Annotated in this window: 25 protein-coding genes; 10 read left to right on the top strand and 15 right to left on the bottom strand. The window is 63.5% G+C overall.

Features of this window, described 5'->3' with window-relative positions:
- Positions 1-213: 213 nt before the first annotated feature.
- The gene (locus BP869_RS03505; protein ID WP_342676932.1) at positions 214-1,419 is read left to right on the top strand and encodes a hypothetical protein; all 1,206 of its coding nucleotides are present in this window, start codon (positions 214-216) and stop codon (positions 1,417-1,419) included.
- A 98-nt stretch (positions 1,420-1,517) separates the two neighbouring features.
- Here the strand turns inward: BP869_RS03505 and BP869_RS03510 are convergent, their stop codons facing one another.
- The 12 genes from BP869_RS03510 to cobT form a co-directional block, all read right to left on the bottom strand.
- A complete protein-coding gene (locus BP869_RS03510; RefSeq protein WP_342676934.1) occupies positions 1,518-2,552 on the bottom strand; it encodes a cobalt-precorrin-5B (C(1))-methyltransferase in 1,035 nt (344 codons plus the stop codon).
- Positions 2,542-3,171 (bottom strand): precorrin-8X methylmutase, encoded by a 630-nt coding sequence (locus BP869_RS03515; protein WP_342676935.1) that lies wholly within the window; start codon positions 3,169-3,171, stop codon positions 2,542-2,544. The genes BP869_RS03510 and BP869_RS03515 overlap by 11 nt, the downstream gene beginning before the upstream one ends.
- Complete coding sequence (gene cobJ, locus BP869_RS03520) at positions 3,161-3,928, bottom strand: precorrin-3B C(17)-methyltransferase (protein ID WP_342676937.1); 768 nt, start codon at positions 3,926-3,928, stop codon at positions 3,161-3,163. The genes BP869_RS03515 and cobJ overlap by 11 nt, the downstream gene beginning before the upstream one ends.
- Positions 3,912-4,784, bottom strand: a complete 873-nt coding sequence (gene cbiG / locus BP869_RS03525; RefSeq protein ID WP_342676939.1) for a cobalt-precorrin 5A hydrolase — start codon at positions 4,782-4,784, stop codon at positions 3,912-3,914. The genes cobJ and cbiG overlap by 17 nt, the downstream gene beginning before the upstream one ends.
- A complete protein-coding gene (gene cobM, locus BP869_RS03530) occupies positions 4,781-5,500 on the bottom strand; it encodes a precorrin-4 C(11)-methyltransferase (RefSeq protein WP_067052075.1) in 720 nt (239 codons plus the stop codon). The genes cbiG and cobM overlap by 4 nt, the downstream gene beginning before the upstream one ends.
- On the bottom strand, positions 5,497-6,111 hold the full coding sequence (locus tag BP869_RS03535) for a cobalt-factor II C(20)-methyltransferase (RefSeq protein ID WP_342676941.1): 615 nt from the start codon (positions 6,109-6,111) through the stop codon (positions 5,497-5,499). The genes cobM and BP869_RS03535 overlap by 4 nt, the downstream gene beginning before the upstream one ends.
- Positions 6,112-6,642, bottom strand: coding sequence for a methyltransferase domain-containing protein (locus BP869_RS03540; protein ID WP_342676943.1), 531 nt, complete (start codon positions 6,640-6,642; stop codon positions 6,112-6,114).
- A 121-nt stretch (positions 6,643-6,763) separates the two neighbouring features.
- Positions 6,764-7,282 carry a nitroreductase family protein gene (locus BP869_RS03545; protein ID WP_342676945.1) on the bottom strand — a complete coding sequence of 173 codons (519 nt, stop codon included), beginning with the start codon at positions 7,280-7,282 and terminating at the stop codon, positions 6,764-6,766.
- A gap of 579 nt (positions 7,283-7,861) precedes the next feature.
- Entirely contained in the window at positions 7,862-9,064 is a 1,203-nt protein-coding gene (locus tag BP869_RS03550) for a TraB/GumN family protein (protein WP_342676947.1), read from the bottom strand.
- On the bottom strand, positions 9,057-9,599 hold the full coding sequence (locus tag BP869_RS03555) for a YkgJ family cysteine cluster protein (RefSeq protein ID WP_342676948.1): 543 nt from the start codon (positions 9,597-9,599) through the stop codon (positions 9,057-9,059). Before BP869_RS03555 ends, BP869_RS03550 begins: the two co-directional genes overlap by 8 nt.
- Positions 9,587-10,141, bottom strand: a complete 555-nt coding sequence (locus BP869_RS03560; RefSeq protein WP_300165493.1) for a GMP synthase subunit A — start codon at positions 10,139-10,141, stop codon at positions 9,587-9,589. Before BP869_RS03560 ends, BP869_RS03555 begins: the two co-directional genes overlap by 13 nt.
- Before the next feature lie 35 nt (positions 10,142-10,176).
- A complete protein-coding gene (gene cobT / locus BP869_RS03565; protein ID WP_342676951.1) occupies positions 10,177-11,187 on the bottom strand; it encodes a nicotinate mononucleotide-dependent phosphoribosyltransferase CobT in 1,011 nt (336 codons plus the stop codon).
- 106 nt (positions 11,188-11,293) lie between these two features.
- On the opposite strand from cobT, the gene cobS reads away from it, so the two are divergent.
- On the top strand, positions 11,294-12,007 hold the full coding sequence (gene cobS, locus BP869_RS03570; RefSeq protein ID WP_342676953.1) for an adenosylcobinamide-GDP ribazoletransferase: 714 nt from the start codon (positions 11,294-11,296) through the stop codon (positions 12,005-12,007).
- A 58-nt stretch (positions 12,008-12,065) separates the two neighbouring features.
- The gene (locus BP869_RS03575) at positions 12,066-12,932 is read left to right on the top strand and encodes a 4Fe-4S binding protein (protein WP_342676955.1); all 867 of its coding nucleotides are present in this window, start codon (positions 12,066-12,068) and stop codon (positions 12,930-12,932) included.
- Here BP869_RS03575 and BP869_RS03580 read toward each other — a convergent pair.
- Positions 12,916-13,167 (bottom strand): hypothetical protein, encoded by a 252-nt coding sequence (locus tag BP869_RS03580; RefSeq protein WP_342676957.1) that lies wholly within the window; start codon positions 13,165-13,167, stop codon positions 12,916-12,918. The genes BP869_RS03575 and BP869_RS03580 overlap by 17 nt on opposite strands.
- A 224-nt stretch (positions 13,168-13,391) precedes the next feature.
- Between BP869_RS03580 and tuf the strand changes: the two genes are divergently transcribed.
- The 3 genes from tuf to BP869_RS03595 are packed head-to-tail and all read left to right on the top strand — an operon-like array spanning position 13,392 to position 16,613.
- Positions 13,392-14,672, top strand: a complete 1,281-nt coding sequence (gene tuf, locus BP869_RS03585; protein WP_067052112.1) for a translation elongation factor EF-1 subunit alpha — start codon at positions 13,392-13,394, stop codon at positions 14,670-14,672.
- A gap of 20 nt (positions 14,673-14,692) precedes the next feature.
- On the top strand, positions 14,693-15,001 hold the full coding sequence (rpsJ, locus tag BP869_RS03590) for a 30S ribosomal protein S10 (protein ID WP_067052113.1): 309 nt from the start codon (positions 14,693-14,695) through the stop codon (positions 14,999-15,001).
- A 4-nt stretch (positions 15,002-15,005) separates the two neighbouring features.
- Positions 15,006-16,613: a flippase activity-associated protein Agl23 gene (locus BP869_RS03595; RefSeq protein WP_342676960.1), complete on the top strand. Its 1,608-nt coding sequence runs from the start codon at positions 15,006-15,008 to the stop codon at positions 16,611-16,613.
- A gap of 821 nt (positions 16,614-17,434) precedes the next feature.
- Here the strand turns inward: BP869_RS03595 and BP869_RS03600 are convergent.
- Entirely contained in the window at positions 17,435-18,553 is a 1,119-nt protein-coding gene (locus BP869_RS03600) for a hypothetical protein (protein ID WP_342676962.1), read from the bottom strand.
- Between the two features lie 5 nt (positions 18,554-18,558).
- Positions 18,559-19,734, bottom strand: coding sequence for a tubulin/FtsZ family protein (locus BP869_RS03605; protein ID WP_342676964.1), 1,176 nt, complete (start codon positions 19,732-19,734; stop codon positions 18,559-18,561).
- A 129-nt stretch (positions 19,735-19,863) separates the two neighbouring features.
- Between BP869_RS03605 and BP869_RS03610 the strand changes: the two genes are divergently transcribed.
- From BP869_RS03610 to BP869_RS03625, 4 genes are read left to right on the top strand one after another with little or no spacing between them, the layout of a single operon-like run.
- Positions 19,864-21,096 (top strand): NAD(P)/FAD-dependent oxidoreductase, encoded by a 1,233-nt coding sequence (locus BP869_RS03610; RefSeq protein ID WP_342676966.1) that lies wholly within the window; start codon positions 19,864-19,866, stop codon positions 21,094-21,096.
- Positions 21,089-21,805, top strand: coding sequence for a dolichyl-phosphate beta-glucosyltransferase (locus tag BP869_RS03615; RefSeq protein ID WP_342676968.1), 717 nt, complete (start codon positions 21,089-21,091; stop codon positions 21,803-21,805). Before BP869_RS03610 ends, BP869_RS03615 begins: the two co-directional genes overlap by 8 nt.
- On the top strand, positions 21,789-22,760 hold the full coding sequence (locus BP869_RS03620; RefSeq protein WP_342676970.1) for a lysylphosphatidylglycerol synthase transmembrane domain-containing protein: 972 nt from the start codon (positions 21,789-21,791) through the stop codon (positions 22,758-22,760). The genes BP869_RS03615 and BP869_RS03620 overlap by 17 nt, the downstream gene beginning before the upstream one ends.
- Positions 22,750-24,726, top strand: coding sequence for a DUF2298 domain-containing protein (locus tag BP869_RS03625; protein WP_342676972.1), 1,977 nt, complete (start codon positions 22,750-22,752; stop codon positions 24,724-24,726). The genes BP869_RS03620 and BP869_RS03625 overlap by 11 nt, the downstream gene beginning before the upstream one ends.
- The last annotated feature ends 73 nt before the right edge of the window (positions 24,727-24,799 follow it).

The raw sequence follows: 24,799 nt of genomic DNA on the forward strand, positions 1-24,799 counted from the left end.
AAACTTGATGATCTGTATTACGCGGTATATAATCATCGCTATACATTCGAATCAGATCCAGCTGTAAAGGAGATTACTGATGACTGCTTATTAGATCTGGCAAAACATACAATGGGCCTTGTAAAATATGTGAGGGATTGAAATCGGCCTTAATATCATCTTTTTTTCTTCAGAATATTGTGTGGATGCTCAATAAGAGAGAGCATCGGAATTTTGGTATTTGATCACAGAGTTTTCGAAAAAGAAAAAAGGGAGAGGGGAAGTATGAAACCAAATACATACGGAGAGATCGGTACCCTGGTGCTCTGTCTCTGTTTTCTGCTGGTCTTTGCGGCTGGGTGCCTTGTGCAGGAATATGGGATAAGCCGCGATATCATGGTCTTCAAGGTCGACGCCGGGGGGACAGAGCAGTGGCAGACAGTCATCGATACCGGCGGAGATGATATCGCAGATACTATCATCCAGACTGAAGACGGCGATTATCTCATCGGGGGAAGGGTCTGGCCCTGGCGGGGTGATTCATCCTATGGGATTTTCAGGGTCGACAGCAACGGCGCCTTCGTCTGGAATGTCACTGATAAAGGGGATCCGATCTCTTCTCTCACCCGGACAATGGGAGACACCATCGTCGCGGTAAGCGGTTCGAGACTCCTGTTCTTCGATCAGGTGGGGAACCCTCTGGACGACGACGGTATGGAGACCGACGGTGTCCTGCGGTCGGTTACTGGGACTGCCGACGGCGGGTTTGTCGCCGCCGGGAAGGCCGGTGGAGATGTCCTGGTGCTCAAGAGGGATCGGAACCTCACCGAAGAGTGGAGAAATACCTATGGGGCAGACGGACAGGACGACGCATGGACCATCATCCAGACATCGGATGGCGGATACCTGGTGAGCGGCATCACAGAACCCGCTGGTCGGACAGACTATGATCTATGGGTACTCAGGCTGAATGCCACAGGAGATCTGCTCTGGAAAACGACACTTATCGAAACAGACCTTTTAAAAGGCGCAGAATTTATGGGAGAGTTACCCGAAGGCGGATGTAGCGTCATCTACAGCAACGTGACGCTGGAGAAGGGGCGGTATGTCAGAAAAATCGTGGATGTTACATTTGATCACGAAGGGAAAGTGCTGGAAGAGAAAGCAGTCAATGCAGAACTCCCTATTATCAAAACGACCGATGGGGGATATGTATCCGGCAATGTTACGTATCATACCGTATCCCGATACCTGATACGTCAGGATCAGGTCGGCGTTCCTCACATCATGAAACTCCGGGGCGATGGATTGCAGGAATGGAATACCGAATTGAACTCCACATTCGAACTGATAGGCGACCCGGTTTCAGTGATCCAGACCGCCGACGGAGGATATGTCCTCCTTGTGAACAGACAGAACTACCCCAAGGAACCTGAGTAACAGGAATCTGGAATCCATTCTTTTATTCTCAGAAATTACTCCTTGTGACCTCAGAAATGAAGCAGACTGAGCAAAAGGAGGGCGTAGGTACACGTCCCTCAGGCCGGAGGAGTCGACGCCGAGTCCCCCAGGACCGTTCCGGCCCGGTCCACCACGACGACCCGCACGCCGGGGTGCTCCTGGCGGCAGCGTGCGAAGGCCCGTTCGAGGACGCGGGGCCAGGCCGGGGTCGCGGTCAGGTCCTCCACCGTGGCGCACCCGGTCCCCGTGAGGACGTCGGGGTCGATGAACTTCAGGACAAGGCCGGGCAGGCCGCAGATCACCGCCTCGCCCCGCACCTCGTCGAGGGCCCGGCCCAGGTTCACGCCGACGAGCACGGCCTCGTGGGAGGGGAAGAGGAGGCGGGAGTACCGGAGACCGATCCGGCCCGTCGTCAGCACCACGCGGTCGGCCCCCCGGATCCTCTCGAAGGCCGCCTCTGAGAGGTGGTCGTCCCAGGGCTCCACCAGGCCGGTCGAGCCGAGGACAGAGACCCCGCCCTCGACGCCGATGCGGGGGTTGAGGGTCTTCTGTGCGACAGCCGCACCCTCGGGGATGGCGAGGACGACACGCACGCCGGCACGGCCGACCTCCTCCCTGGCCTCGTCGACCGCCCTCTCGATCGACGCCATGGCCGTCTGGCTGACCGCCGCGTCCCCGGCACGGTACCGGGGGGTGTCGCGGACGAACCTCCCAATACCCTCGCCGGCGACGACCTCGACGCCCGCGGGGGCCGGTTCTGCCGTCGCCACGAAGAGGAGGCCCGCGGTGACGTCGGAGGGGTAGTCGCCCGAGTCCTTTCTCGCCTCGCCCCGGCCCCCCTCGCCGCGGGCGGGCACCGCGACCCTGAGGCCGCAGGGGAGAGTGATGGCGACCCCGTCCACCGGCCGCCCGAGGGAGAGAACCGCCGCCTTCGCCGCGGCCGCGGCCGTCGTCCCGGTCGTGAAGCCCCGCCTGAGCACCCGGCCGTCGGCAGTCAGCACGCCGAGGCCCGACGCGGCGAGGGCACGGGTTGCAGGGTCCTCGCACCTCGCGACCCACTCGTCCGGGTAGGCGTACCCCGTCACCGGGTCGACGACCCTCTCACTCCCCACCTTTCTGCTCCACATACATCGTGACGATCTCGTTCATCGCCGCCACCGCGGGCGGCGTCCCGCCCCGCGTCCCCTGCGTCGAGATCGAGGGGATGTCGAGGGTGCGCAGTTCCTCCTTCGACTCCGCGGCATTCACGAACCCCACGGCCATCCCGATGACCAGGGCCGGCCGCACGCCCTCCTCCCGCACCATCGTGCAGAGGGAGAGGAGGGACGAAGGGGCGTTGCCGATCACGACGATCGCGCCGTCCAGGCGGTCGCGCAATGCGATGAGGCCGGCCGAGGAACGGGTGATCCCCCGCTCCGCGGAGATCTCCCGGCCGAAGTCCAGGGCGCAGAGCACCTCGGACGAGTGCTCCTTCTTCCGGATCCCCATCTGCACCATGTGGATGTCGGTGACGATCGGGGCGCCGCGGGCGAGGGCCGCAAGCCCGGCAGAGATGGCGTCGCCCCTGAACCGCACCAGGTCGGCCATCACGAAGTCGCCGACCGAGATCGCGCACCTCTGCCTGATCCTGTCCTCAGGCGTCCGATCGCCGATCACCTGTCTGGCGAGGGCGCGGCTCGTCTTCGAGATCGTGTAGCCTTCGGGCGTGTCTGCCCCCGGGTCAATATACATACTTCCTCCCATACCCCCGCGGCGTCAGCATGCCGCCGTCCTTCATCGCAAAGGTCTCCTTCCCGCCGATGAAGACGACCGTGCGCATGTCCACCGCGCCGTCGTCCTCGGAAAGGGCACCGAGGGTCGTGACCCCTGTCTCCTGGCCGTCCCGGTAGGCGTTCCGCACCAGGCCCACCGGCGTCTCGGGCGGGAGGTGGCGGGCGGCGATCGCAAGGGCGCGGCCCAGGTTCTCCGGCCGTCCGTGGCTCTTCGGGTTGTAGAGCACGACCGGCACGCCCATCTGGAAGGCGAGGTCGAGGCGGTGCTCGATCTCCTCCCAGGGGGTGAGCAGGTCGGAGAGGGAGAGGGTGACATGGTCGCCGGAGAGGGGCGACCCGAGGAGGGAGGCGCCGGCGCAGGACGCCGTGACGCCCGGCACGACCTCCCAGTCCACCGTCTCCCCGGCGCGGTCCAGCACCTCGAGGACGATGCTCGCCATCCCGTAGATGCCGGGGTCGCCGCCGCTCACCATGACGACCCGGTGGTCGCGGGCGAGGTCGATGCACGCCTTCGCCCTGTCGACCTCGCGGCCCATCGAACTCCTGACCACCTGCTTTCCCGGCAGGAGGGGGGCGATCTGGTCCAGATAGAAGGCGTTCCCGACGACGTACTCCGCCTCCCTGATCGCCTCCACGGCCCTGCCTGTCATCTGCGCCATACCGCCGGGGCCGATGCCCACGACGGAGAGTTTTCCTGTTTTATCGTCCGATTGCAACGGTCACATCCCCATAGACATGTTTTTTCAGCACCAGTTCGCCCCGGCGTGCGAGTGCGAGCACGGCGGGTTCGGCGACCCCGACAAGCCCGATGAGCCCGGCCCGCGAGGGCGAGGGGGGCGTCAGGGCGTTGAGCGTCCGGTCCGGGAGACAGAGGAGGACGCCGCCGAGAGCGGCGACGCCGTCCCGCAGTCCCGGTTCGTCGCGTTTCTTTTCGGTCGTGGCGTACACGAGCACCTCATCCTGCCCGACCCCGGCCTCCGCAAGGGCCGAGCGTATCGCCGCCTCGACCGCGGCCGCCGGCACGCCCCGCCTGCACCCGACGCCGACGACGTACTCACCGCCCCGCACCAGCACCGAGACGGCGGAGGAGGCGACGACGATCGCCGGGCCGCCGACCGTATAGACGGGCACGTCGCCGTCGAGCATGGCGGCGTTCACCGGCAGGGTGGAAGGGGGGTTCGCGATGACGGTGCCGGTCGCGGCCGCCACGCCCTCGACGCAGGGGCGGCCCAGGGCCTCGGTCGCCGTCGAGATGACGGGCACGGCGCCGATCGCCGCCCCGATCTCGCGGGCGAGGTCGTTCGCCCCGTGGTGGCCGCCGAGGACCGGGACCGCAAAGCGGAGGTCGGGGCTCACGACGACGACCGCCGGGTCCTGCCACTTGGTGACCAGGAGGGGTGCGCACTTGCGCACCGCGATCCCGGCCGACATCAGGGCGACGATCCGGTCAAAGCCGGCGAAGGCCCGCTCGAAGACGTCGGGGGCGTACGGGAGGAACTCTCCCTCGATCGCCGCCGCAAGCCGCCGCGCCTCGTCCTCGAAGCGCTCCAGCGCGATGACCGCCGTCGTCATCCGTAGAGGTCCGAGTTGGTGTAGGCCGACCTGGTGGCGTCGACGACGCCGCCGATGATGATCAGGGCCGAACGCTCGATCCCGGCGGCCCGCGCCTTCGCCGCGATGTCGGCGACCGTCCCCCGCACCACGATCTGGTCTGGCCAGGTGGCGTGGTACACGACGGCCGCCGGGGTCTCGGGCGGGCAGGCGGCCTTGGCGAGCACCTCCTCCATGTGCTCGGTCCCCAGGAAGACGACCAGCGTCGCCCCGGTCCGTGCGAACTCGGCGATCTGGTCGCTCTCCAGGGTCGCGCCCGCGGGCCGCGTGACGATCACCGACTCTGAGACGCCCCGGAGGGTGAACTGGGTCTTCAGGGCGGCGGCCGCCCCGAACATCGACGAGACGCCGGGGACGACCTCGACCTCGATCCCGGCCTTTTCCAGGTCCGCGATCTGCTCGACGATCGCGCCGTACAGCGCGGGGTCGCCCGAGTGGAGCCTGACGACGCACTTCCCCGCGTCGGCGGCCTCCTGCATGATCCCGACCATCTCCGGGAGCTTCATGCCCCAGGAGTCGTACTTCTCCGGGGCCGGCGACCTGGCGACGAGCGCCGGGTTCACGAGCGACCCCGCATAGATGAGCACGTCGGCCCGCATCAGGAGGGCGTTGCCCTTCACCGTGATCAGGTCGGGGTCGCCCGGCCCTGCGCCGACAAAATACACTGTCTTCGTCATCTCTTCTTCCTCGCAAACAGCACGCTGAAATAACTGCTCTCCTCCGGGAGGGCGTCGTTCTTGACGACCTGCTGGCCGTCCATGTACATCTTCTCGACCAGCACGAAGTCGTCGAAGCCCTCGGTGCGGAGACGGGCGGCCGTCTCCTGCGGCCTCTTCACCTTCAGGAGGAGACGCGCCTCCTCCTCGGATCCGTCGCTCACCCCGATGCCGCCGGCGACATGGACGCCCGCGACCGAGGCGAAAGCGGTGATGGCGCTGATGCCCGGCACGGTCGAGCACGCCACGTCGGGGTGGCGCCTTTCGAGCACCTCTGTCAGGCGGGAGAAGGTGCCGTAGAAGTTCGGGTCGCCGAGGATGCAGAAGACCGCAAGGCCGTCCCGCGCATGGGGGGCGATCCTCTCCGCATTCTCCTCGATGCACCGGGAGATATACGCTTCGTCGTCGGTCATCGGGAAGGAGAGGACCTCGACGTCGGTGCGGTACGGGGCGATGATCGTCGCCGCCACCCTGCCCGGCACGAAGACGGCGTCCGCCTCCCTGATCAGGCGTGCCGCCTTGACGGTGAGGAGTTCGGGGTCGCCGGGGCCGATGCCCACGCCGACGAGCACTCAGGCCACCTCCCCGATGACGAGCCAGACCGGGTTTGCCGGTCTGAACATCAGGCCTGTGCCGAGGGGGCGGGTGCGGGCGACCTGGAGGGAGACGGCCTCCCTGAATATGCCGAGTCTCTGCATCTCCTTCACCGCCCTTTCCAGGGTCTCCAGGAGGACGCAGTCGACGACGATCCGGCCCCGCACCGTGCGGGCGAGGACGCCGAGCACCTCTTCAAGGTCGCGGGAGCCCCCGACGAACGCGGCGCCGAGGGGTCCGGCGGCCGGGAGGACCTCCGCGGCCTCCCCGCAGATCACCTCGATATTCGCGGCGCCCGCCTCCGCGACAGACTGCCGTGCGACGGCGGCCGCCTCGGGGCGGCGGTCGATCGCGATCACCCGTCCGGCCGTGCGGGCGGCGGCGACCGCGATCTTCCCGGTCCCGCACCCGACATCGGCGACGGCGCACCCCGGCACGATCCCGAGGTGCCAGAGTGCCACGGCCGCCACCTCGTCCTGCGTCGGGCCACCCGAAAGTCCCCTATCCATGTAGGTAAAGGTGATTTGCGCAGGATAAATAACCCTTGTTTTCCGCGGCCACGAAACCCGGAAATCAGGCGGGGCACACGACAGGGAAAAAAAGATCGGGGGGAACAACCCCGAGGGCGGTTCAGTTCCCGGAATAGCGTTCCCGGAAGACGAGGTCGTCCAGGTCTTTCTTCTCGGCGAGGGTCAACTCCTTCGGGTACCCGGCCGGGAGGAGGGAGACGAGGGTGTACTCCTCGGGGACGCCGAGGAGCGCACGCACGTCCTCGGCATAGTCCTTCTTCTCCCCGGCGACCCAGCAGGAGCCGATGCCATAGGCCCACAGCCCGAGGATGAGCTGGGTGGTGGCCGCGGAGCAGTCTTCCAGGTAATATTTCGCGTCCCTCTTGCCGAAGACCGCGAAGCAGACCTGGGCACCGGCGATGAACTTCCCGTGGTCGGCGAGACCGGCGATCTTCGCGAGGGTCTCCTTGTCCCTGACCACGCCGAAGAGCCACGGCTGCTCGTTTCTGGCCGTCGGGGCGAGACGGGCGCAGTCCAGGGCGTTCTGGATGATCTTCTCCTCGATGGGTTCATCCTTGTACTGCCTGATGGAGTGACGCGTCCTGATGATGGTAAGCCCAAGGTTCGGACCAAGATACATGCTCCTCACTAGGCCGTGAAATAGGATAAGATTTGCGCAGAGCGTGATTCGGGTGGGGGGGAGGAGGCGAGGAGGGAAGTCTTCCGGTCGGCGGGGGAAGACCACGGTGCGGGATGCCGATCAACTGCCTTCCCTGCAATCTGGACCGGGGGCTATCGCCCCCAGACCCTCCGAAATTATGATAGTGCCGGGGAAGGGTGAACACAAGATCCGGGGAGGGAGCCTTCCATCCCCTCGCCTATCTTGAGCGGGGGGCCGGGGGCGTAGTCCCCCGGCGCGAGATGTCGATCAACTGCCTTCCCCAAGTCTTCCACCGGGGGCTCCTCGAAGGTCTTCGACCTTCTCATGCTCCCTTCGGTCGCACCTCGAAAACCTACGGTTCGTGGCACATCGAAGATGTGCCCGAACAGGAAAATCTTCGATTTTCCGTATTCTCGAACTCGCTATCGCTCGTCGCCCCCAGACCCCCACCTGCGATAGGACCGGGGAAGGGCGAACACAAGCTCTCGGTGAGGGAGACGACTGCTCCTTCCATCCCATGAGGAGAAGCGAGTGATAGCAAGTTCGTCCAAAAAAAAGTTAGAACGGCAGGAGACTGCCGAGCCAATCGACGAAGTTTGCGAAACCCTGCGGGATGATCACCGTCGGGTCGATCCCGAGAATCGGGGAGATGAACGCGAAGTAGGCGATCGTCCCGAGAGTCGAGCCCACATTGGCGAGGGCGGCGACGAGCACCACCCTGAAGATCGGGACCTTCCGCATCTCCGAGAAGTTCGCGGCGTCCATGATCTTCTGGAAGTCCGCGGCCGAGGGTTTCCTGATCTTCGCCTCCGTCAACGCCGCAAACCAGCCCGCGGCGACGAGGGGGTTGAGGGACGTCGCCCACGCCACCGCAAAGGCCGTCGCCGCCGAGAGGGGGTGGCCGCCCGCGGCGATGGTGAAGGCCGCCGCGAGGACGCCGTTGATGAGCACCCAGTACAGGACCGCCCAGACGAGCACGCTGGTCCCGACGCCGGAGAAGGCGATCGAGATGATGAGCAGGGCGAAGATCACGACGACGATCCCGCCGAGGATCTTCCCCCAGGGGTACGTCTTCGGCGCCGCGGTGAGTTCCGCGTCCGACGGGAGGAGGTCGGGCGCCGCAAGGTAGCGCTCCACACCCCGCACGTGCCCGGCGCCGATCACCGCCATCACCCGGTCGTAACGCCGCGAGAGGTCGATAAGGCGGCGGGCGAGGTACGCGTCCCTCTCGTCGATGAGGGCCCGCGCCCCGTTCGGCGAGAACTTCCTGAACTCCTCCAGAGCCACGGCGACGACGTCCTGGTTCTTCAGGGCCTCGATGTCCAGTTCCTGCTCCTCTGTACCGCCGAGAGAGACCGCCAGAGCGTAGACCATCTTCGTCTTCTCCCAGAGGGTCATCCCCTGCCAGAACCTGGCCAGGGTCAGCCTGATATCGCGGTCGATGAGGGCCAGGGGCAGGCCGCGGCCCTCCACCTCCTCGATGGCCGCGACCATCTCCGCGCCCGGTTCCACCCCGACGTCCATCCCGATCTTGCGCTGGAGGTAGGCCAGAGTCCACTGGAAGAGGATCTGCGAGAAGTTCCCGGCCTTCAGGACCTCCTCCACCTTCGGCGGCGCCTGCTCCTTCCTGAGAGCCGAGTACCTCCCGGGATCGAGTTCGACCCCGACGATGTCGGGCGCGAACTCCTCGATCGCCGCCCGCACCTCCTCAACGCTCTTCTCCGATACATGCGCCGTTCCGACGAGTTTGATCTCACCCATGAACGACCCACACTCCTTCGCTGTCAATCACCGCAACACTTCCTGAAGGGACAGGCACGGCCCCCATGACCGCCCTGATCCCTGCTTCCTCCCTGACCTCGGCCTTCTGCCGTTCAAGCAGATCCCGGGCGAGGGCGATAGCCGCCTCCCGACCGATCGGCCGCCCGAGGCCCGGGCACTCGGAGACGATCAGTCGGTCCCCGTCGAGCATAAAAGGGTAGGTCCGGCAGATCCAGGGACGGGCGGCGTACACCCGGCACCTCCCCTCGCCGAGAAAGCGGCAGCGTCCGCCCTCGCGCCGCAGGCACCAGTCGAAGGTGAAACGCCGGCCGTCCTCGCCGTCCAGGAACTCGGGGAAAGGGTCCGCGACCTCGTCGGCAGGGATGCCTGCCGCACCCGCGACCGCCCGCACCTCAGGCGGCGAGACGATGACGAGGTTCGAGTCCCCGGAGACCTCGGTGCAACAGGCGCCGCACCGCGTGCAGGAGAACCCGATCTTCATGACCTCGTCGGCGAGGTCGTCTACTCCCCGCATATCCTCTCGAAGTTGCGGAAGACCAGGTCGCCGTTCTCGGTGTGACTCACCTCGGGGTGCCACTGGACCCCGTAGATGCGGTCCTTCTCTGACCCCATCGCCTCGACAGGGCAGATGTCTGACCGGGCATAGACCGTGAAGCCCTCCGGGACCTGCTTCACCTCGTCCGCGTGCGAGGCCCAGACATGGATCTGGTCCGGGTAGCCCGCCAGGATCTCGCTCTTCCCGGCGATGTCGACGGCGACGCCGCCGTAGCCCCCGTGGGCGCCCGGCCCGACGATGCCGCCGCGTGCCGTCGCGATGATATGGAGACCGAGGCAGATGCCGAGCACCGGCAGTCCGAGGTCCAGGTACGCAGCAGCGTTGCCGGCGCGTTCGAGCGTGGGCCCGCCGCCGAGAATGATCCCCCTGCACCCCTTCTCGACCTCGGCCGGAGAGGTGGTGTTCGGGACCATCGCCACCTCTATCTCCAGGTCCCGCAGTTTGCGGTGGATGAGGTGGTTGAATTGCCCATGGTTGTTCACGACAAAAATGGGAAGCATCAAAAAGGTATGGAGATGTCAGGGTATATCATTTTTCAGCGGAAGGAGATCGTGGTCGAGAGGATCGCGGACCTGATCTCTTCAGGGGAGTGGCCCATGAGCCGCGCCAGGAACATGGCGCCGCCGGCACCCATGCCTTCCTTCACCTCGCCCTCGCAGTACCGGGCGATGCCGGTGTCGCCGATGGTCCCGAAGTCGGGGTCGACGAAGTATGCCTTCACGCCGATCGCGTCCGCGATCGCCTCGACGTTCGCCGAGGCGTCTCTGCGCACGTACTCGGTCGTCGCAATGGGCACCGTCGTCTTCCCGAGGCCCTTCAGGACGGCGTCGACGGCGAGCATCTGGGTGCCGCCGCCAAAGACCAGGGTGCCTGTATAGGTACTCGCAATACCGGCGGCCACCGGCATCATGGGGTCGCCGCCGATCCGCACGACGTCGAGGGAGTCACGGATATCGGCCTCCTCGACCTTCTCTATCACCGCCCGGCAGATCTCCTCCTTCAGGCCCACCGGGTTCTCGATGAAACTGCTCGACACCCGCGCCTCGTAGCCGAGGGCGCGCAGCACGCAGAGGGCCGTCGTCGTCCCGCCGGGGACGCACTCACCGAGGACGAGGAAGTCGGCGCACCGGGAGAGGTGACGGCCGACCCGCTCGCCCGCGGCAAAGAGGGCCCGCGCCTTCGGCACGGCCTCGCCCGTCCTGGGGTCGCCGCCCGCGTCGCCGTACACGTCGATGCAGGGCACGGTCGGCGGGTTGAACATCCCGGCATTCACGAAGACAGGGTCGATGCCGGCGAGGGCCATCATCGACCGCGTGATCACCGCCGGCGTCGGGCACCCGGTCGGGGTGTTCGGCTTGAGGGGCAGGGAGGTGATCGACCCGGTGGTGATCAGTTCGGCGTCCAGGATCGGGGTGAAGACCGTTTTCTGGGGAGACGGCCCGGCCCCGGAGACGCCGGGCACCATCGAGAGTGCGGTGTTCCCGAGCACGCTCGCAAAGAGCGGCCTGGAGAACTGTATAGAGGGGACTTCGGAGAGAAATGCCATACACGGTATAGAACGAGTCCGACTTTAAAGTCTCCTCGGGAACGCGGCCGGAGAGCGGTGCGGCGACGCAGGACTTATCGCCGGGAACGCCTCACATCTATTCAGGATGATTCTCGAACCCGTCCGCGCCCTCCTGCAGTTCTGCACCGTCCTCCCGCTCGGACGGCCCGCAGACTTCGACGCCTTCGCCCGCCACTCCTGGCTCTACCCCGTTGCCGGGTGGGTCACCGGCGGGTGCGCCGCAGGCGTCGCCTTCCTCCTCTCCGGCAACCCGGGCCTTGCCGCGGCCGCCGCGATCGCCGCGGCGATCATCGTCTCCGGGGCAAACCACTTCGACGGCCTCCTCGACCTCGGCGACGGCCTGATGGCGCACGGCAGCCGCGAAAAAAGGGTCACCGCCCTCACCGACAGGCAGATCGGCGCGGGGGGCGTCGCCTGCGGCATCCTCACGACCCTCCTCGCGGTTCAGGGCCTCTCCACCGTCGCCTCAATTCCCCTCGCCGTCCTGACCGCCGAGGTCTGCGCAAAACTCGCCATGGCCGGGATCACCGCCCTCGGCACACCCTTCCACGAGGGCATCCACGCCTACCTCCACGGCTTTGCACGGCCCTGGTTCGCGGGCCTCGCCCTGCTCCCGGTCGTTCCCCTCGTCCTCCTGACGGGCCCGGTCCCCCTCCTGAAGGCCCTCCTCGCGACCGGGATCGTCGCCGCCCTCCTGGTCGCCCTCGCGTACCGCCTCTTCGGCGGGGTGAACGGCGACGTCGCCGGCGCCTCGAACGAGATCGTACGGGCGGCCGCCATTATCGCCCTCGCGATCTAGGGCGCATACACCTTTTTATGCTCATCTTCAGCATCTATTCCTGATGATAACGGACAAAATGATACAGGAAAAAACCGTCCATACACGGGGCGGGGTGATCACGCAGAGGAACCCGGACCTCTGTGCGATCAGGATCCGGATCCCTGCAGGTGTCCTTTCAATCGAAAAGATGAGAGGGATCGCACGGATCGCCAAAAAATACGGGAGCGGCGAGGTGCACCTCACCACCAGGCAGACCATGGAGATCCCGGCCGTCGACGCCACCAAAATTGCCAATATCGCCCGCGATCTCGAAAAGAACGGGACGCCCCTTGGCGCCGAGCACAACGAAGTCGTCAATATCATCGCCTGCCCGGGGACGGCACAGTGCAAGTTCTCCAATATCGAGACCTTCGACCTTGCCCGGAAGATCGACGCACTGGTCTTCGGCCGCGAGATGCCGGTCAGGGTACGGATCTCCGTGTCAGGGTGCCCGAACGCCTGCACGAGCCCGGTGCTCAACGAGATCGGGATCGTCGGCCGGATCCGCCCCCTCAGGGTGGAGGGGATGTGCACCGGGTGCGGGACCTGTGCCGAATACTGCAAGGAAAAGGCGATCATCATCAAGAACGGGATCTCCGAACTGATCCCGGAAAAATGCGTCCAGTGCGGCATCTGCATCCAGTCCTGCCCCTTCGACCTGCTGAAGTCTGAGTACCGCCACTATCTCGTCACCGTCGGCGGGCGGCGCGGCCGGCACCCGGCGCCAGGCCGGGAACTTGTCACCGTCGAAACCGAGGAAGATGTCCTGAAGGTGATCGACAAAACCGTCTACTGGATCTTCAGAAAAGCATGGAGCGGAAGGCACCTCGCCGACCAGCTCGACGAGATCGGCTTTGAAGACTTCCGCAAAGGTATACGAGAGGAATTCAGCGGCGAAACATAGACGTATAGCCACAACCGGCATCGTCTTCACAGGCGACGGCGTCCCCGTCCCGCACTATCGAGTTGAAGAGCATCGCGGCGTTCAGGACCTCTTCGTCCATTCCGAACCCCGCGGGCTTCTTCATGATCTCGCGCTGCGGGGCAGGGAGCACCCTTTTGCCCGCACGGACGCCGGTACAGTGCTTGCAGTAAGCGCAGTGGCTGTAAACGGAAACCTCTCCCGTAGCGCAGGTCACAGTTACCCTGCCTTTTTCAGTATCGCGGTGGAACTCCAGTGTTTTCATAGGACACTGAGTGTTTGTACAATCAGGAATTTGAGCGTGTCGATACTCCAGTATAAACCCCGATGGCCAGAGAGCAGATGGATATCGAAATGGTTTATATAGATCGATGCCCAATATATGATACTCGCTTCAATCCGACTGTGCAAACAGTCCCATATTTGAGTGGAGGATAACCAATGGCAACCGAAAAACCACACATGAACCTCGCTGTCATCGGGCACATCGACCACGGCAAGTCGACTACCGTCGGTCGCATTCTCTTCGAGACAGGAGCCGTAGCGCCTCATATCATTGAGGGATTCAGAAAGGAAGCCGAAACCAAGGGTAAGGGTACCTTTGAGTTCGCATGGGTCATGGACAGTCTCAAGGAAGAGCGTGACCGCGGTATCACGATCGATATCGCTCACAAGCGCTTCGACACGGAGAAGTACTACTTCACCGTCGTGGACTGCCCCGGCCACCGTGACTTCGTCAAGAACATGATCACCGGTGCATCCCAGGCCGACGCCGCACTCCTTGTCGTCGCCGCACCCGATGGTGTCATGGAGCAGACCAAGGAGCACGTCTTCCTTTCGAGGACCCTCGGTATCAACCAGCTCATCGTCGGCATCAACAAGATGGACGCCGTCAAGTACGATGAGAAGCGTTACAACGAAGTCAAGGAACAGCTCTCCCAGCTCCTGAAGATGGTCGGCTTCAAGCCGTCGGAAGTTCCGTTCATTCCGATCTCCTCGTACGAAGGGACCAACATCAAGCCGAAGAGCAACGAGAAGACCCCGTGGTACACCGGCCCGTCGGTCATCGAAGCACTCAACGCGCTCAAGGAGCCCGAGAAACCCACGAGCCTTCCGCTCCGCCTCCCGCTTCAGGATGTCTACACGATCTCCGGCGTCGGCACCGTGCCTGTCGGCCGTATCGAGACCGGCATCATGAAGAAGGGTATGAAGGTCTCCTTCATGCCGGCAAACGTGAACGGCGAAATCAAGTCCATCGAGATGCACCACGAGGAAGAACTCGAGGCGCTTCCGGGTGACAACGTCGGCTTCAACGTCCGTGGCGTCTCCAAGAACGAGATCCGCCGTGGCGACGTCTGCGGTCCCATCGAGGCCCCGCCGGTCGTTGCCGAGGAGTTCACCGCACAGATCGTCGTTCTCCACCACCCGAGCGCGATCACCGTCGGTTACACCCCGGTCTTCCACTGCCACACTGCACAGGTCGCCTGCACCTTCACCGAACTCGTGAAGAAGCTCGACCCGCGTACCGGCCAGGTCAAGGAAGAGAACCCGACCTTCCTCAAGACCGGCGATGCGGCGATCGTCAAGATCCGCCCGACCCGCCCGATGGTCATTGAGAAGATCAAGGAGATCCCGCAGCTCGGCCGCTTCGCGGTCCGTGATATGGGATCGACGATTGCCGCCGGCATGTGCATCGACATCCAGGCAAAGCAGATGAGATAAGTCTTCAGTGGGTGAAGTCAATGCAAAAAGCCAGAATACGCCTTTCAGGGACGGACTACGATAAGGTTGAGATGGTCTGCGACAGGATCAGGGAAATCGCTGAGAGGACAGGCGTGAATCTGGCAGGGCCGATCCCTCTGCCCACCAAGAAGCTTGTCGTCCCGATCCGGAAGAGCCCTGATGGCGAGGGAACAGCGACCTGGGATCGCTGGCAGATGCGCGTGCACAAGCGGCTCATCGACATCGACGCCGACGAGCGTGCTCTCAGGCAGCTGATGCGTATCCAGGTGCCGAAGGATATCGGCATCGAAATCGTGCTGGAGAGTTGATGCTGTGAGCGGCACTTCAGCCGCCGGATTTGCCATTCGAATCCAGAAATCTCTCTCTTTTGAGAGACTATTTTTTTTTATCTTCGTGCTTGCGGCGGTCCTGCGGTTCGCATTCCTGGATCTCAAACTCTTTCACCACGACGAGGCCATCCACGCGTGGTTTTCGTACAAACTCCTGACCGAGGGCACCTATATCTATGACCCCTCGTATCACGGCCCTCTCCTCTACTATGTGACGGCCGGCATGTTCGCCCTCTTCGGCGACTCCGACCTTGTCGGCAGGCTTGTCCCGGCATTTCTCGGCACCATGGTCGTGGCCCTGGTGTACCCCCTGTACCGCCTGGGATATCTCGACCGGATGCAGGCGCTGGTCGCGGCTCTGTTCCTCGCGATCTCGCCGAACATGGTGTACTTCTCACGGTTTCTCCGAAACGACATCTTCATTCTCTTCCTGACCTTCGTCCTTCTCCTCGCCCTGATCCTCTACTTCGAACGGGGGCAGGTGCGGTACGCCGTCCTTGCAGGGCTTGCGGCGGGCCTCGGCATATCGTCCAAGGAGAACATGCCGATCGTGCTCGGCATCTTTGCGGCGTACATCCTGTACCTCCTCTGGACACAGAAGGTGAAGCTCCCGAAGCGGTGGATACGCGACTTCGTCCTCGGCGTCCTGGTGATGGGCGGGGTGATCGCCGTCCTCTACTCGTCCTTCGGCGCCAACCCGGAGCGGGTGCTCACCTGGGTGCCCGACGCCATCGGTCACTGGTGGGCGATGCACGAACAGGAAAGGCTCGGCGGCCCGTTCTTCTTCTACATCATCTTCTTCCTGCTGTACGAGCTGCCGATCTTCGCCCTTGCCATTGTGGGCACGGCCCAGTTCATCCAGAAGGGGCGAAAGAAGGCGGAGACGGCGGTCCAGAGCCTGCACGAGGTCGTCGAGACGTCCCTTGCGCAGGTCAACGGCCACGTGCCCGTGCCCGTAGCCGCCGATCCCCCCTTCGACAAGAAGGAAGAGTTCTTCAGGTTCTGTATCGTCTGGATGGTCCTCTCGCTTGTGGCCTATGCCTATATCGGCGAGAAAGTGCCCTGGCTCATCGTCCACCAGCTCCTGCCCCTCATCTTCGTCGCAACCTACGCGATGACGAAGAAGAAGGCGGTCATCGCCGTGGTGTCGAGCATCTTCCTGGTGCTCGCCCTCTGGCATGTCGCCTATGTCCCGGCCGACGTGAACGAACCGATCGTGCAGGTCCAGAACTCCGAGGACATGCGGGAGGTAATGGCCCTGATCGACGCCTCGAACGCGACGGCGATCGCCTCCGACCGCTACTGGCCGCTGCCGTGGTACTACCGCGGTGAGAGGGCAGAGAAGTTGAGTTATTACGGGCGGAAGATCGAAGAGAGCAATTTCAGGGACGGGAAGTTCGACGTGGTCATCGCCTCGGACCAGGACAGTTATGATTCTCTCCCGGGCTTTGAGAAAAAGACCTACAACCTCAACTACTGGTTCTCGTGGTACGACAACAAGGACCGTCTCCTCCAGTATTACTTCCTCCGTGACGGGAAGATGGGGAACATGAAGCTCGATGTCTTTACGAGAAACGTGACATCGGCCTGAATCCTTTTTTTTCGGCTCTGTAGAAATCCTGTTCTGGAGTGCCTGGCCCGGGGGACTCCGCCCCCGGACAATCGACTCCCTTCGGTCGTCCCTCGAAAATCACAGATTTTCTCGACTCCCTTCGGTCGTCCCCGCTCAGGATAGGTGGTGATACGGCAATCTCCCTCCTCTGGATATCCCGTTCGCTCTTCCCGGTCCTATCCCAAATGGGGGTCTGGGGGCGATAGCCCCCGGTTCAGATGGAGGGGAAGGCGGGGGGTCCACACTCACTCAAGGAAATTCGAGGGGACGACATCACCCTGAACAGGAGGGTTTACTATGAAAATGATCCAGAAGATTGGCTCAATAGATATGAATAAGGATTTAACCACATCGAACCCCCCTGGCACCGATACACAGAGGACTGAAAGACCTTCTGAACGATCCGGCTCTCTGCCTTCCCCGCTCTATCTTCATCCCGGGGGTCCGGCGGTATAGTCCCCCGGCGCAAAGGTGTGGGAAGGCGTGGTGATCAGGCGTGCCGCCCTCATCGTAGAATCTTTCCTGTACTCTCGCACCGGGGGGTTGTACCCTCCCCGACCCCCCACGTCGAGGATAGGCCGGGGCGGCAATGAAGTGGTTGCATGTTGAATTCTACAAAGCCTTTTTTTTCGTCGAGAGGGGGCAGGGAATTACCTCCCTCCCCGGGATCTCGTGTTCGCTCTTACCGGGCCTTATCCTGATGGCAGCAATCGAAAACACAGAACCGCAAGAGAAAGAGAAACAGGCAAAAAAGAATAGAGAGACGAAGTCTCCCTGGCCGACTGATGGTAAATTATGGTTTATCCCAGTTCGTCCCACTTTCTCCGGCCCCTGAAGTGGAGCACACCGGCGACGATGAGGACGATCAGGACACCGGCACCGATATAGAGCGGGAGGTTCCCGAAGTTGAAGGAGAAGCCCTCGCCAACCTCCTGGCGGACCTGCGTCCCCATGGTGAGGGTGGAGTTCGCCTTCTGGTAGGCCTCTGTCGCCTTGATCCTGGCAGAGTTATAGTCCTTCGCGTTCATCTTCTCGTTCGCCGCAGAGAGGGACTGGGCCGCGAGGTCGCGCTGGGTCTTGAGGTTGATCACCCGCTGGTCGGTGCCCATCCTTCTCTCCACCTCGAAGTAGGTGATGATCCCGTCGATCTGGCCGATGGTATTCTGGGTGTCCGTGATCGCCTTCTGGGCCCAGGCCTGGGAGAGGGCGGTCTCTGCAGCGGTCATGGCGTCCTGTGCGGCGGTCAGGTCCTTCTGGGCCGCCGCATAGTCGGAGGTCGCCTCGGCCCGGTTGATCGCGATCTTCGCCTCGTCGTACTTCGTCTGGGCCGCCGAGGTGTCGACACCCATGGCAAGTTTCTCGTCGATACCGGCCTTCAGTGTGTTCATGCGGGTCTTTGCCGTGCCGATGTTCGCCTGGACGTCCTGCGGGTTCACGACCGTCCGCTTGATCACGTACTCGGTGCCATCCCTGACCTTGTAATCGGCATCGACCTGCCTGTACCTGGTGATGATCTTCTCCTGGGTGCTCGTCACCTTCGGGACGGTCCCCTCGAAGTCGACGATAAGGGCCTCGTCGCCCTTATAGTCGAGGAGCCAGACGCTGAGCCGGAGATTGCGGCTGGAAGAGACAGTCGGTTTGCCGCCCGACATATCCTTGCCATCGACCGAGACATAGTACGTCCACTTGATGTTGTCAAGGTCGGAGTAGAACTCCAGCAGATCGTCTTCGTACTTGTCGGCGGTCTCCTTCGGCGTTATCTTCATGGAGACGGTCACTTTCTCGCCGGGAGTGAGATCTCCCGATGACGGACTGACCGTCGGATTTCCTGAAACCGTGTAACTTGACGATGCAGCCGCCGCCTGGACCAGACAGGCGGCAATGAGAAGCCCGATCAATACCTTTGTTATCGTCCTCATAGTCCTCACTCAAACAACGGATCGACATCGGAGTCATCGAACATCGAAGAGCGCTTCTTCGACTGGATAACATCCTCTTTCGTCTGCTTTGCAATTTCAAAGAGCTCGCGGACCCGCGGGGCCTCGCCGATGGTCGCAAGGACGACCACGGCCGCGACATAGTTGCTGGCGACCGGGTAGTCGCCGCCGCGGACCTCGACACCGGCGATGTTCTCCTCGACCCAGCTCTTCGCCTTCTCGACACCTTTCCGGTCCATCTCGGCCGAGTTGCCGGCGACGAGAACAAGCGCACGCTCCGCGGTCGAGTAGTCGCAGGGGAGGGTCAGACGCCCGAGCATGGCCCGGCGGACGAGGGCGATGATCTTTGCAGATTTGTCCTCGCCGGTCAGCACTTCCTCGACCTGCTCCTTCTTCGAGAGCGTGTCACGCAGGCCCCCGAAGAACCCTTTCTTCTGCTTCGTCCGCTCGCTCACGACCTCGGTGACGGCATAGCCGACACTCGTGATCCCGCCGCCGCGGAGGGTGTTGATCACTTCGGACGAATCGACGACCATCTCGCCGACGCCGGCCTTGCCGACCTCGCCGGCACGGAAGAGGACGCCGAAACGCCTGACGATCTCGTCGTTCAGACGGGAGTAGGCGGTCTTGACGCTCTCCCCCTCGTTCTTCCAGGCGGCATTGTCGAAGACGAAGACGTTGTCGGCCTCGTTGACAAGAGTGGAGAGGCTGCGTGCCGCGTTGTAGGTGTACAGCCTGCCCTCTTCCGGCGCGGGGATGAGACCGAGCGCGTAGACAGGTTCACGGTAGATCCTCTTCAGGTGCCGGGCGAGCACAGGGGAGCCGCCCGATCCGGTCCCTCCGCCGAGGCCGGCGACGATGACAAAGGCGTCGACGTCATGGGTGCCGCGCGTGTCGATCGCATTGATGACCGAGTCGATCTCGTCCGCGGCGATCCGGGCGCCGGTGACGTTGTCGGTACCCACGCCGTGCCCCTTGACCACTGTCTGGCCGATGAGAATCCGATCTTTAAGTTCGATATGCTTTAGCCCCATCAGGTCGGTGCGTGCGGTGTTGACGACGATGCCCCTGAAGTTATTCGAGCCGGACACTCTGTCCTGCTCGATAAACATGTCAACGACCTTCCCGCCAGCCTGACCGAATCCTATGAAAAATACCCTCATTCAGTTACACCATCCAGTCGGCTCCATAAGTATAAGGACACTATTGCTGGTATCTAGCTAATAGTAAAGTTCTCCCATGAGTTCAAAAACTTTCTTATGCGCTTTCGATGATACACAGTATTGCAGATTATGGATATTTGTATTCTCGGAGGGGGCCTATCAGGCCTTGTCGCCGCCCTCTCCCTCTCTGATATATCTGAGGTCACGATCCTTGAAAAAAGACCGGTCCTCGGCGGCTGCCTCGCTTCATATCACCGCGGGGACTCCTGGGTCGAAGAATATTATCATCACTGTTTTGCCGGGGACGAGCACCTTTTCGCCCTCCTCCGCGACCTCGGCCTCTACGAGAGGCTCGAATGGCTGAAGGGCTCGACAGGCTACTACGTGGACGGAAAGATCCATCCCCTGACCTCCCCGATGGAGATCCTCCGCTATCCCCACCTCTCCTTTTTCGATAAATTCCGCCTGGGCATGCTCACTCTCAGGGCAAAGCACCTCGACCTGGGACCTCTGGACGCGGTCCCCGCGGTCGACTACATCAGGGAGCACCTGGGCGACCGGGTCTACACCTCCTTCTTCGAGCCCCTGCTGCGGAGCAAGTTCGGGGAGAGGCGGCACGAGGTCTCGGCGGCGTGGCTCATCTCCCGCATTGCGATCCGGTCTGACCGCGGCGTCGAGGGGGAGAGGCTCGGGTACCTGAAGGGCGGGTGGCACCAGGTCATCGACGGGATGGAAGAGAGGCTCCTCACAAAGGGGTGCACGATCGAGAAAGGGACGCCCGCAACCTCGATCAGACGCGAGGGGGAGAAATGGCTCGTCAATGATCGGGCCTTCGATGCCGTGCTCGCCACCATACCGCCGCAGGAGGTCGCACGCCTCAGCGGGATCGGGGAGTTCTCTCCCGTGCCGTACCAGGGGGCGGCCTGCATGACCATCGGTCTCGACCGCGACGTCTCGAAGGGTATCTACTGGCTGAACATGAAGGACCAGGCGCCGTACGGCGCCGTCGTCATGCACACGAACTTCGCGCCGCGCGAGCGTTACGGCGAGGATATCGTCTACCTGGCCTCGTACTTCAGCGACAGGCCGGCGCCAGGCCTGAAGGAGACGATGCTCGCCGACTTCCGCCGCCGGTTCTCGGTGCCGGAGAGCGCGGTTCACTGGAGCGAACTTGCGGTGGAGCGTTTCGCCGGCCCGGTCTACACGACGGGTTTCGCCGACCAGATCCCGGCGTACGAGGAGCACGGCCTCTACCTTGCCGGGATGTTCTCGAAGCCCAACTACCCGGAGCGTTCGATGGAGGGGTCGATCATCGCCGGGCAGGAGGTCGCCCGGAAGATGACGGGGGCGCTCCGTGGCTGAGGACGGGGTCTCGGTGATCCTGCCGGTCTTCAATGACAGACCTGCTCTTGAACGGGCTATCCCGGAGTCGGTCGCCGCACTCGCGGCGATCACCGACGCCTTCGAGGTGATCGTCGCGGAGGACGGGAGCACGGACGGGAGTGCGGAGTTCGTGCGGGCATGGCACGAGAAGGACCCGAGGGTCCGCCTCCTCCATGCCGACGAACGTCTCGGCCGGGGAAGAGCGCTGAACCGCGCGATCGAGGCCGCACGCTACGAGGTCGTCTGCTACTATGACGTGGACCTGGCGACCGACCTTGCCCATCTCCCCGAACTTGTCGGGGCGATCAGGTCGGGTGCGGACATCGCGACGGGGTCGCGCCTGATGCCCGACTCGGACATCGTCAGGAGCGGCGGCAGGGAGGTCGCAAGCAGGGGCTACAACTTCCTGGTGAGGACGATCCTCGGGAGCCGCCTCCACGACCACCAGTGCGGCTTCAAGGCCTTCAGGCGGGAGACGATCCTCGCCCTCGTCCCCGAGGTGCAGGCGCCGCACTGGTTCTGGGACACCGAGGTGCTCGTGCGGGGGCAGCGCAAAGGCTATGTGGTGAGAGAGTTCCCTGTGGTCTGGCGGCAGGGGCCAGGGACGACCGTCCGGTTCAAGGACGTCTTCTCGATGGGCTCGCAGATCCTCGGGCTCTGGTGGCAGATTCATGTGGCGAAAAATTAGTGCGGTCGTTATCCCGACTGTCATCGCGGTCGGAATCCTGGCGTACATGCTCTGGCGGGTCTGGGACGACCTTGTGATGACAATCGCCAGCGCCGACCCGCTGTACCTTGCGGCGGCCGTCGTCGTCTGCACGGCCGCCTGGTTCCTGCGGGGCTGGCGGTACCGGGCGGTCCTGGGGGGGCTCACCGTCAGGGTGGGCCTCATCTTCTCGACGGCCTGCATCTTCCTCTCCCAGACGGCGAACCTGATCGTGCCGGCACGCCTCGGCGACCTTGTGCGTCTCTTCATCCTGAAGCACGAGAGGCTGGCCACCTATTCCCAGGGATTCTCGTCGATCGTCGTCGAGCGGGTCTTCGATGTCGTGACCGTCGCTGTCCTCGGCCTGATCGCCCTGCCCTTCGTCCTCGACGTGCCCGACTGGTTCCTGCCCCTGATCGCCGTCCCGATCATCGGGGGGATCGCCTTCGCCCTCTTCCTCTGGTTCGTGGGCGACCGGCACTCGGAGAACCGCATCCTGGCCGTCGTCTACCGGATGCTCGCGGAGATCAGGGCGGCCTCCCTCAACCTGCAGGCCGTCCTGGTCCTGGGGGCCTCGTCCATCGCGATCTGGCTCGTGGACATCGCGGTCTGCGCCATCGTCGTCCTGATGTTCGGGGAGTGGATACCTTTCCCGATCATCGTCCTTGCGGTGGTCGTCGGCAACCTGGTGAAGGCCGTCCCGATCACGCCCGGCGGCGTCGGCACCTACGAGTTCGCCCTTGCCGTCACCTTCGAACTCGCGGGCATGGCGCCGGCGACGGCGACGGTGATCGCGGTCATCGACCACCTGATCAAAAACGGCGTCACCCTGGTCGGCGGCATCGCGTCCCTCTACTACTTCGGCGACTGGTCGGTCTCCCTGATGAAGCGCTCCTTCTCGGAGGGGCTTTCCCGGGAGGAGTTGCGTGAGCCCTGAGGCGCAGGTCCTCATGGTCCTCTCCTGGCTCGTGCTGGTCAAGTTTCTCCAGGTCGCCCTCTGGCCCCGCCTTGCCGGGGCGCTCGGCGAGTATGCCGCACCTGTCGCATACCCGGCGTCGGTCCTCATCTACGGGGCCGTCTCGTGGTACGCGGCCCTCGCGGGGCTTCCGGTGCAGACGGCGCTGGCACCTTTCGTCGCCCTCGCGGGTTACGCCCTATACAGGGGCGAGTACACGCGGGAAGCCCTGCGGTCGGCCCTGATCTGGGACGCCGTATTCCTGGCCTTCTTCGCCGCGATGCTCTCCGCACGGTTCGTCACCCCGTCCATCTCCTTTGCCGAGAAGTTCATGGACCACGCTTTCCTCGCCTCGGTGATGCGGGAACCGGTCGTGCCGCCCCTCGACCCCTGGTTTGCCGGCGGCACTCTCGATGTCTACTACTATCTCGGCTACTGGATCGCGGGCGTCCTCGGGGTCACGGCGGGCGTGCCCTCGACGGTGGCGTACAACCTCGCCCTGCCGACGATCGCGGGCGCCGCGGCGGTGACGGCCTATGCCACCGGCCGTCTCCTGGTCCCGCGTCTCCCCTGGGCGCCGCTCGCGATCTTCCTCCTGATGAACCCGGCGTTCATCAGGGAGGTCGTCATCGGCACGCCTGTGGCAAAGGTCCTCTGGAACAGCACCCGCGTCATCGACGGGACGATCAACGAGTACACTTTCTTCTCTTTCGTCTGGGGCGACCTCCACCCCCATGTCTCCGGGATCGCCGTCCAGTTCCTCCTCATCTTCCTGATCGCGTACGCTCTCTGCCGCTGGGAGGAGTCAGGGGAGAGGGCGCGGTGGACGGTCGTCGGCCTCTCGGCTCTCGCCCTCGGCTCGATGCCCGCGATCAATTCCTGGGACGTTCTCCTGTACGCTCCCGTCATCGTCGCCGTCGGTCTCCTGATCTGGCGGCGGCACGGCGACCTGCGCTACCTGCTGGCGGTCCCGCCCCTCGGGATCGCCCTCTATGCGCCGTACTATCTCATGCTCAACGGCGCCGGTGTCAAGGGGCCGGGTTTCGTCACCGCACCGTCGGACCCGGTCCAGTTCCTCTTCGTCCACGGCTTTTTCCTCGCCGTCCTCATCGCACTCCTCCTGCCTGAGATCAGGCGGATGCCGGCCCTCCTCCTGGTGCCCGTCCCCTTCGCCCTCGCGGGCTACCTCGCGGCAGGGATCGCCGCCCTGCCTCTTGCTGTGCTCCTTGCCCGGCGCAAGGTCTCCCCGGAGGCATTCCTCTGCGCCGCGGGCCTCGTCATCGTCATCGTCTGCGAGTTCGTCTACCTCCAGGACAACATGGGGGAGACGTATTTCAGGATGAACACCGTCTTCAAGTGTTACTCGGTCGCCTGGATACTCCTCGGCACCGGCACCCTTGTCGCGGCTGGGAAGAGGCTTGCAGGGGTGGTCAGGCCCGAGAGGGTCTCCGCCGCACAGTGGCGGGCCCTCGGGGCGATCGCGGCCCTTGTCCTGGTCATCATCCCCTTCACCGTCCCCATCGGGTACGGCAGCGGCACCCACACCCTCGACGGCGCCGCCTGGATCGCGGAGCAGCACCCCGGCGATGCCGAAGCGATCGCGTGGCTCAGGACGCAGGAGGGAGACCTCACCCTCGTCGAGGCGGTGAAAGGGGACTACACCTACTACTCGCGGGTCTCCTCCTTCACCGGCATCCCGGCAGTTCTTGGCATGCCCTTCCACGAACAGATGTGGCGGAACGACTGGCCGGAGATCGCGCAGCGGAAAAATGACGTGCAGGCCATCTATGAAGACCCGTCGAGAACTCTCTCCCTGATGGAGAAATACGGCGTGACGCACCTGTACGTCGGCGACCTCGAACGCTCGCACTACCAGATCGCCCTCCCGTCAGAGGGCCTTGTGCCTGCGTATAATGCCGGTGGGGTTACGGTGTATATCAGGCAGTGAAGGAAGGTTTATCAGTTTCCCTGTAGAATTGATATGGTTGCTCAATCACGACTGATGATTGATGAGGGAGAAT

The organism is Methanofollis sp. UBA420, assembly GCF_002498315.1.
Classification (GTDB): Archaea; Halobacteriota; Methanomicrobia; order Methanomicrobiales; family Methanofollaceae; genus Methanofollis.

Excerpts from the sequence above, each read along its gene's own strand:
- tuf (WP_067052112.1), top strand. The coding sequence starts at position 13,392 with ATGGCAACCGAAAAACCACACATGAACCTCGCTGTCATCGGGCACATC.
- cobT (WP_342676951.1), bottom strand. The coding sequence starts at position 11,187 with ATGGCATTTCTCTCCGAAGTCCCCTCTATACAGTTCTCCAGGCCGCTC.
- BP869_RS03545 (WP_342676945.1), bottom strand. The coding sequence starts at position 7,282 with ATGTATCTTGGTCCGAACCTTGGGCTTACCATCATCAGGACGCGTCAC.
- BP869_RS03620 (WP_342676970.1), top strand. The coding sequence starts at position 21,789 with ATGTGGCGAAAAATTAGTGCGGTCGTTATCCCGACTGTCATCGCGGTC.
- rpsJ (WP_067052113.1), top strand. The coding sequence starts at position 14,693 with ATGCAAAAAGCCAGAATACGCCTTTCAGGGACGGACTACGATAAGGTT.
- BP869_RS03555 (WP_342676948.1), bottom strand. The coding sequence starts at position 9,599 with ATGCGGGGAGTAGACGACCTCGCCGACGAGGTCATGAAGATCGGGTTC.
- BP869_RS03600 (WP_342676962.1), bottom strand. The coding sequence starts at position 18,553 with ATGAGGACGATAACAAAGGTATTGATCGGGCTTCTCATTGCCGCCTGT.
- BP869_RS03560 (WP_300165493.1), bottom strand. The coding sequence starts at position 10,141 with ATGCTTCCCATTTTTGTCGTGAACAACCATGGGCAATTCAACCACCTC.
- BP869_RS03540 (WP_342676943.1), bottom strand. The coding sequence starts at position 6,642 with ATGGATAGGGGACTTTCGGGTGGCCCGACGCAGGACGAGGTGGCGGCC.
- BP869_RS03550 (WP_342676947.1), bottom strand. The coding sequence starts at position 9,064 with ATGGGTGAGATCAAACTCGTCGGAACGGCGCATGTATCGGAGAAGAGC.
- cobM (WP_067052075.1), bottom strand. The coding sequence starts at position 5,500 with ATGACGAAGACAGTGTATTTTGTCGGCGCAGGGCCGGGCGACCCCGAC.
- BP869_RS03575 (WP_342676955.1), top strand. The coding sequence starts at position 12,066 with ATGATACAGGAAAAAACCGTCCATACACGGGGCGGGGTGATCACGCAG.
- BP869_RS03610 (WP_342676966.1), top strand. The coding sequence starts at position 19,864 with ATGGATATTTGTATTCTCGGAGGGGGCCTATCAGGCCTTGTCGCCGCC.
- cobS (WP_342676953.1), top strand. The coding sequence starts at position 11,294 with ATGATTCTCGAACCCGTCCGCGCCCTCCTGCAGTTCTGCACCGTCCTC.
- BP869_RS03515 (WP_342676935.1), bottom strand. The coding sequence starts at position 3,171 with ATGTATATTGACCCGGGGGCAGACACGCCCGAAGGCTACACGATCTCG.
- cbiG (WP_342676939.1), bottom strand. The coding sequence starts at position 4,784 with ATGACGACGGCGGTCATCGCGCTGGAGCGCTTCGAGGACGAGGCGCGG.
- BP869_RS03605 (WP_342676964.1), bottom strand. The coding sequence starts at position 19,734 with ATGAGGGTATTTTTCATAGGATTCGGTCAGGCTGGCGGGAAGGTCGTT.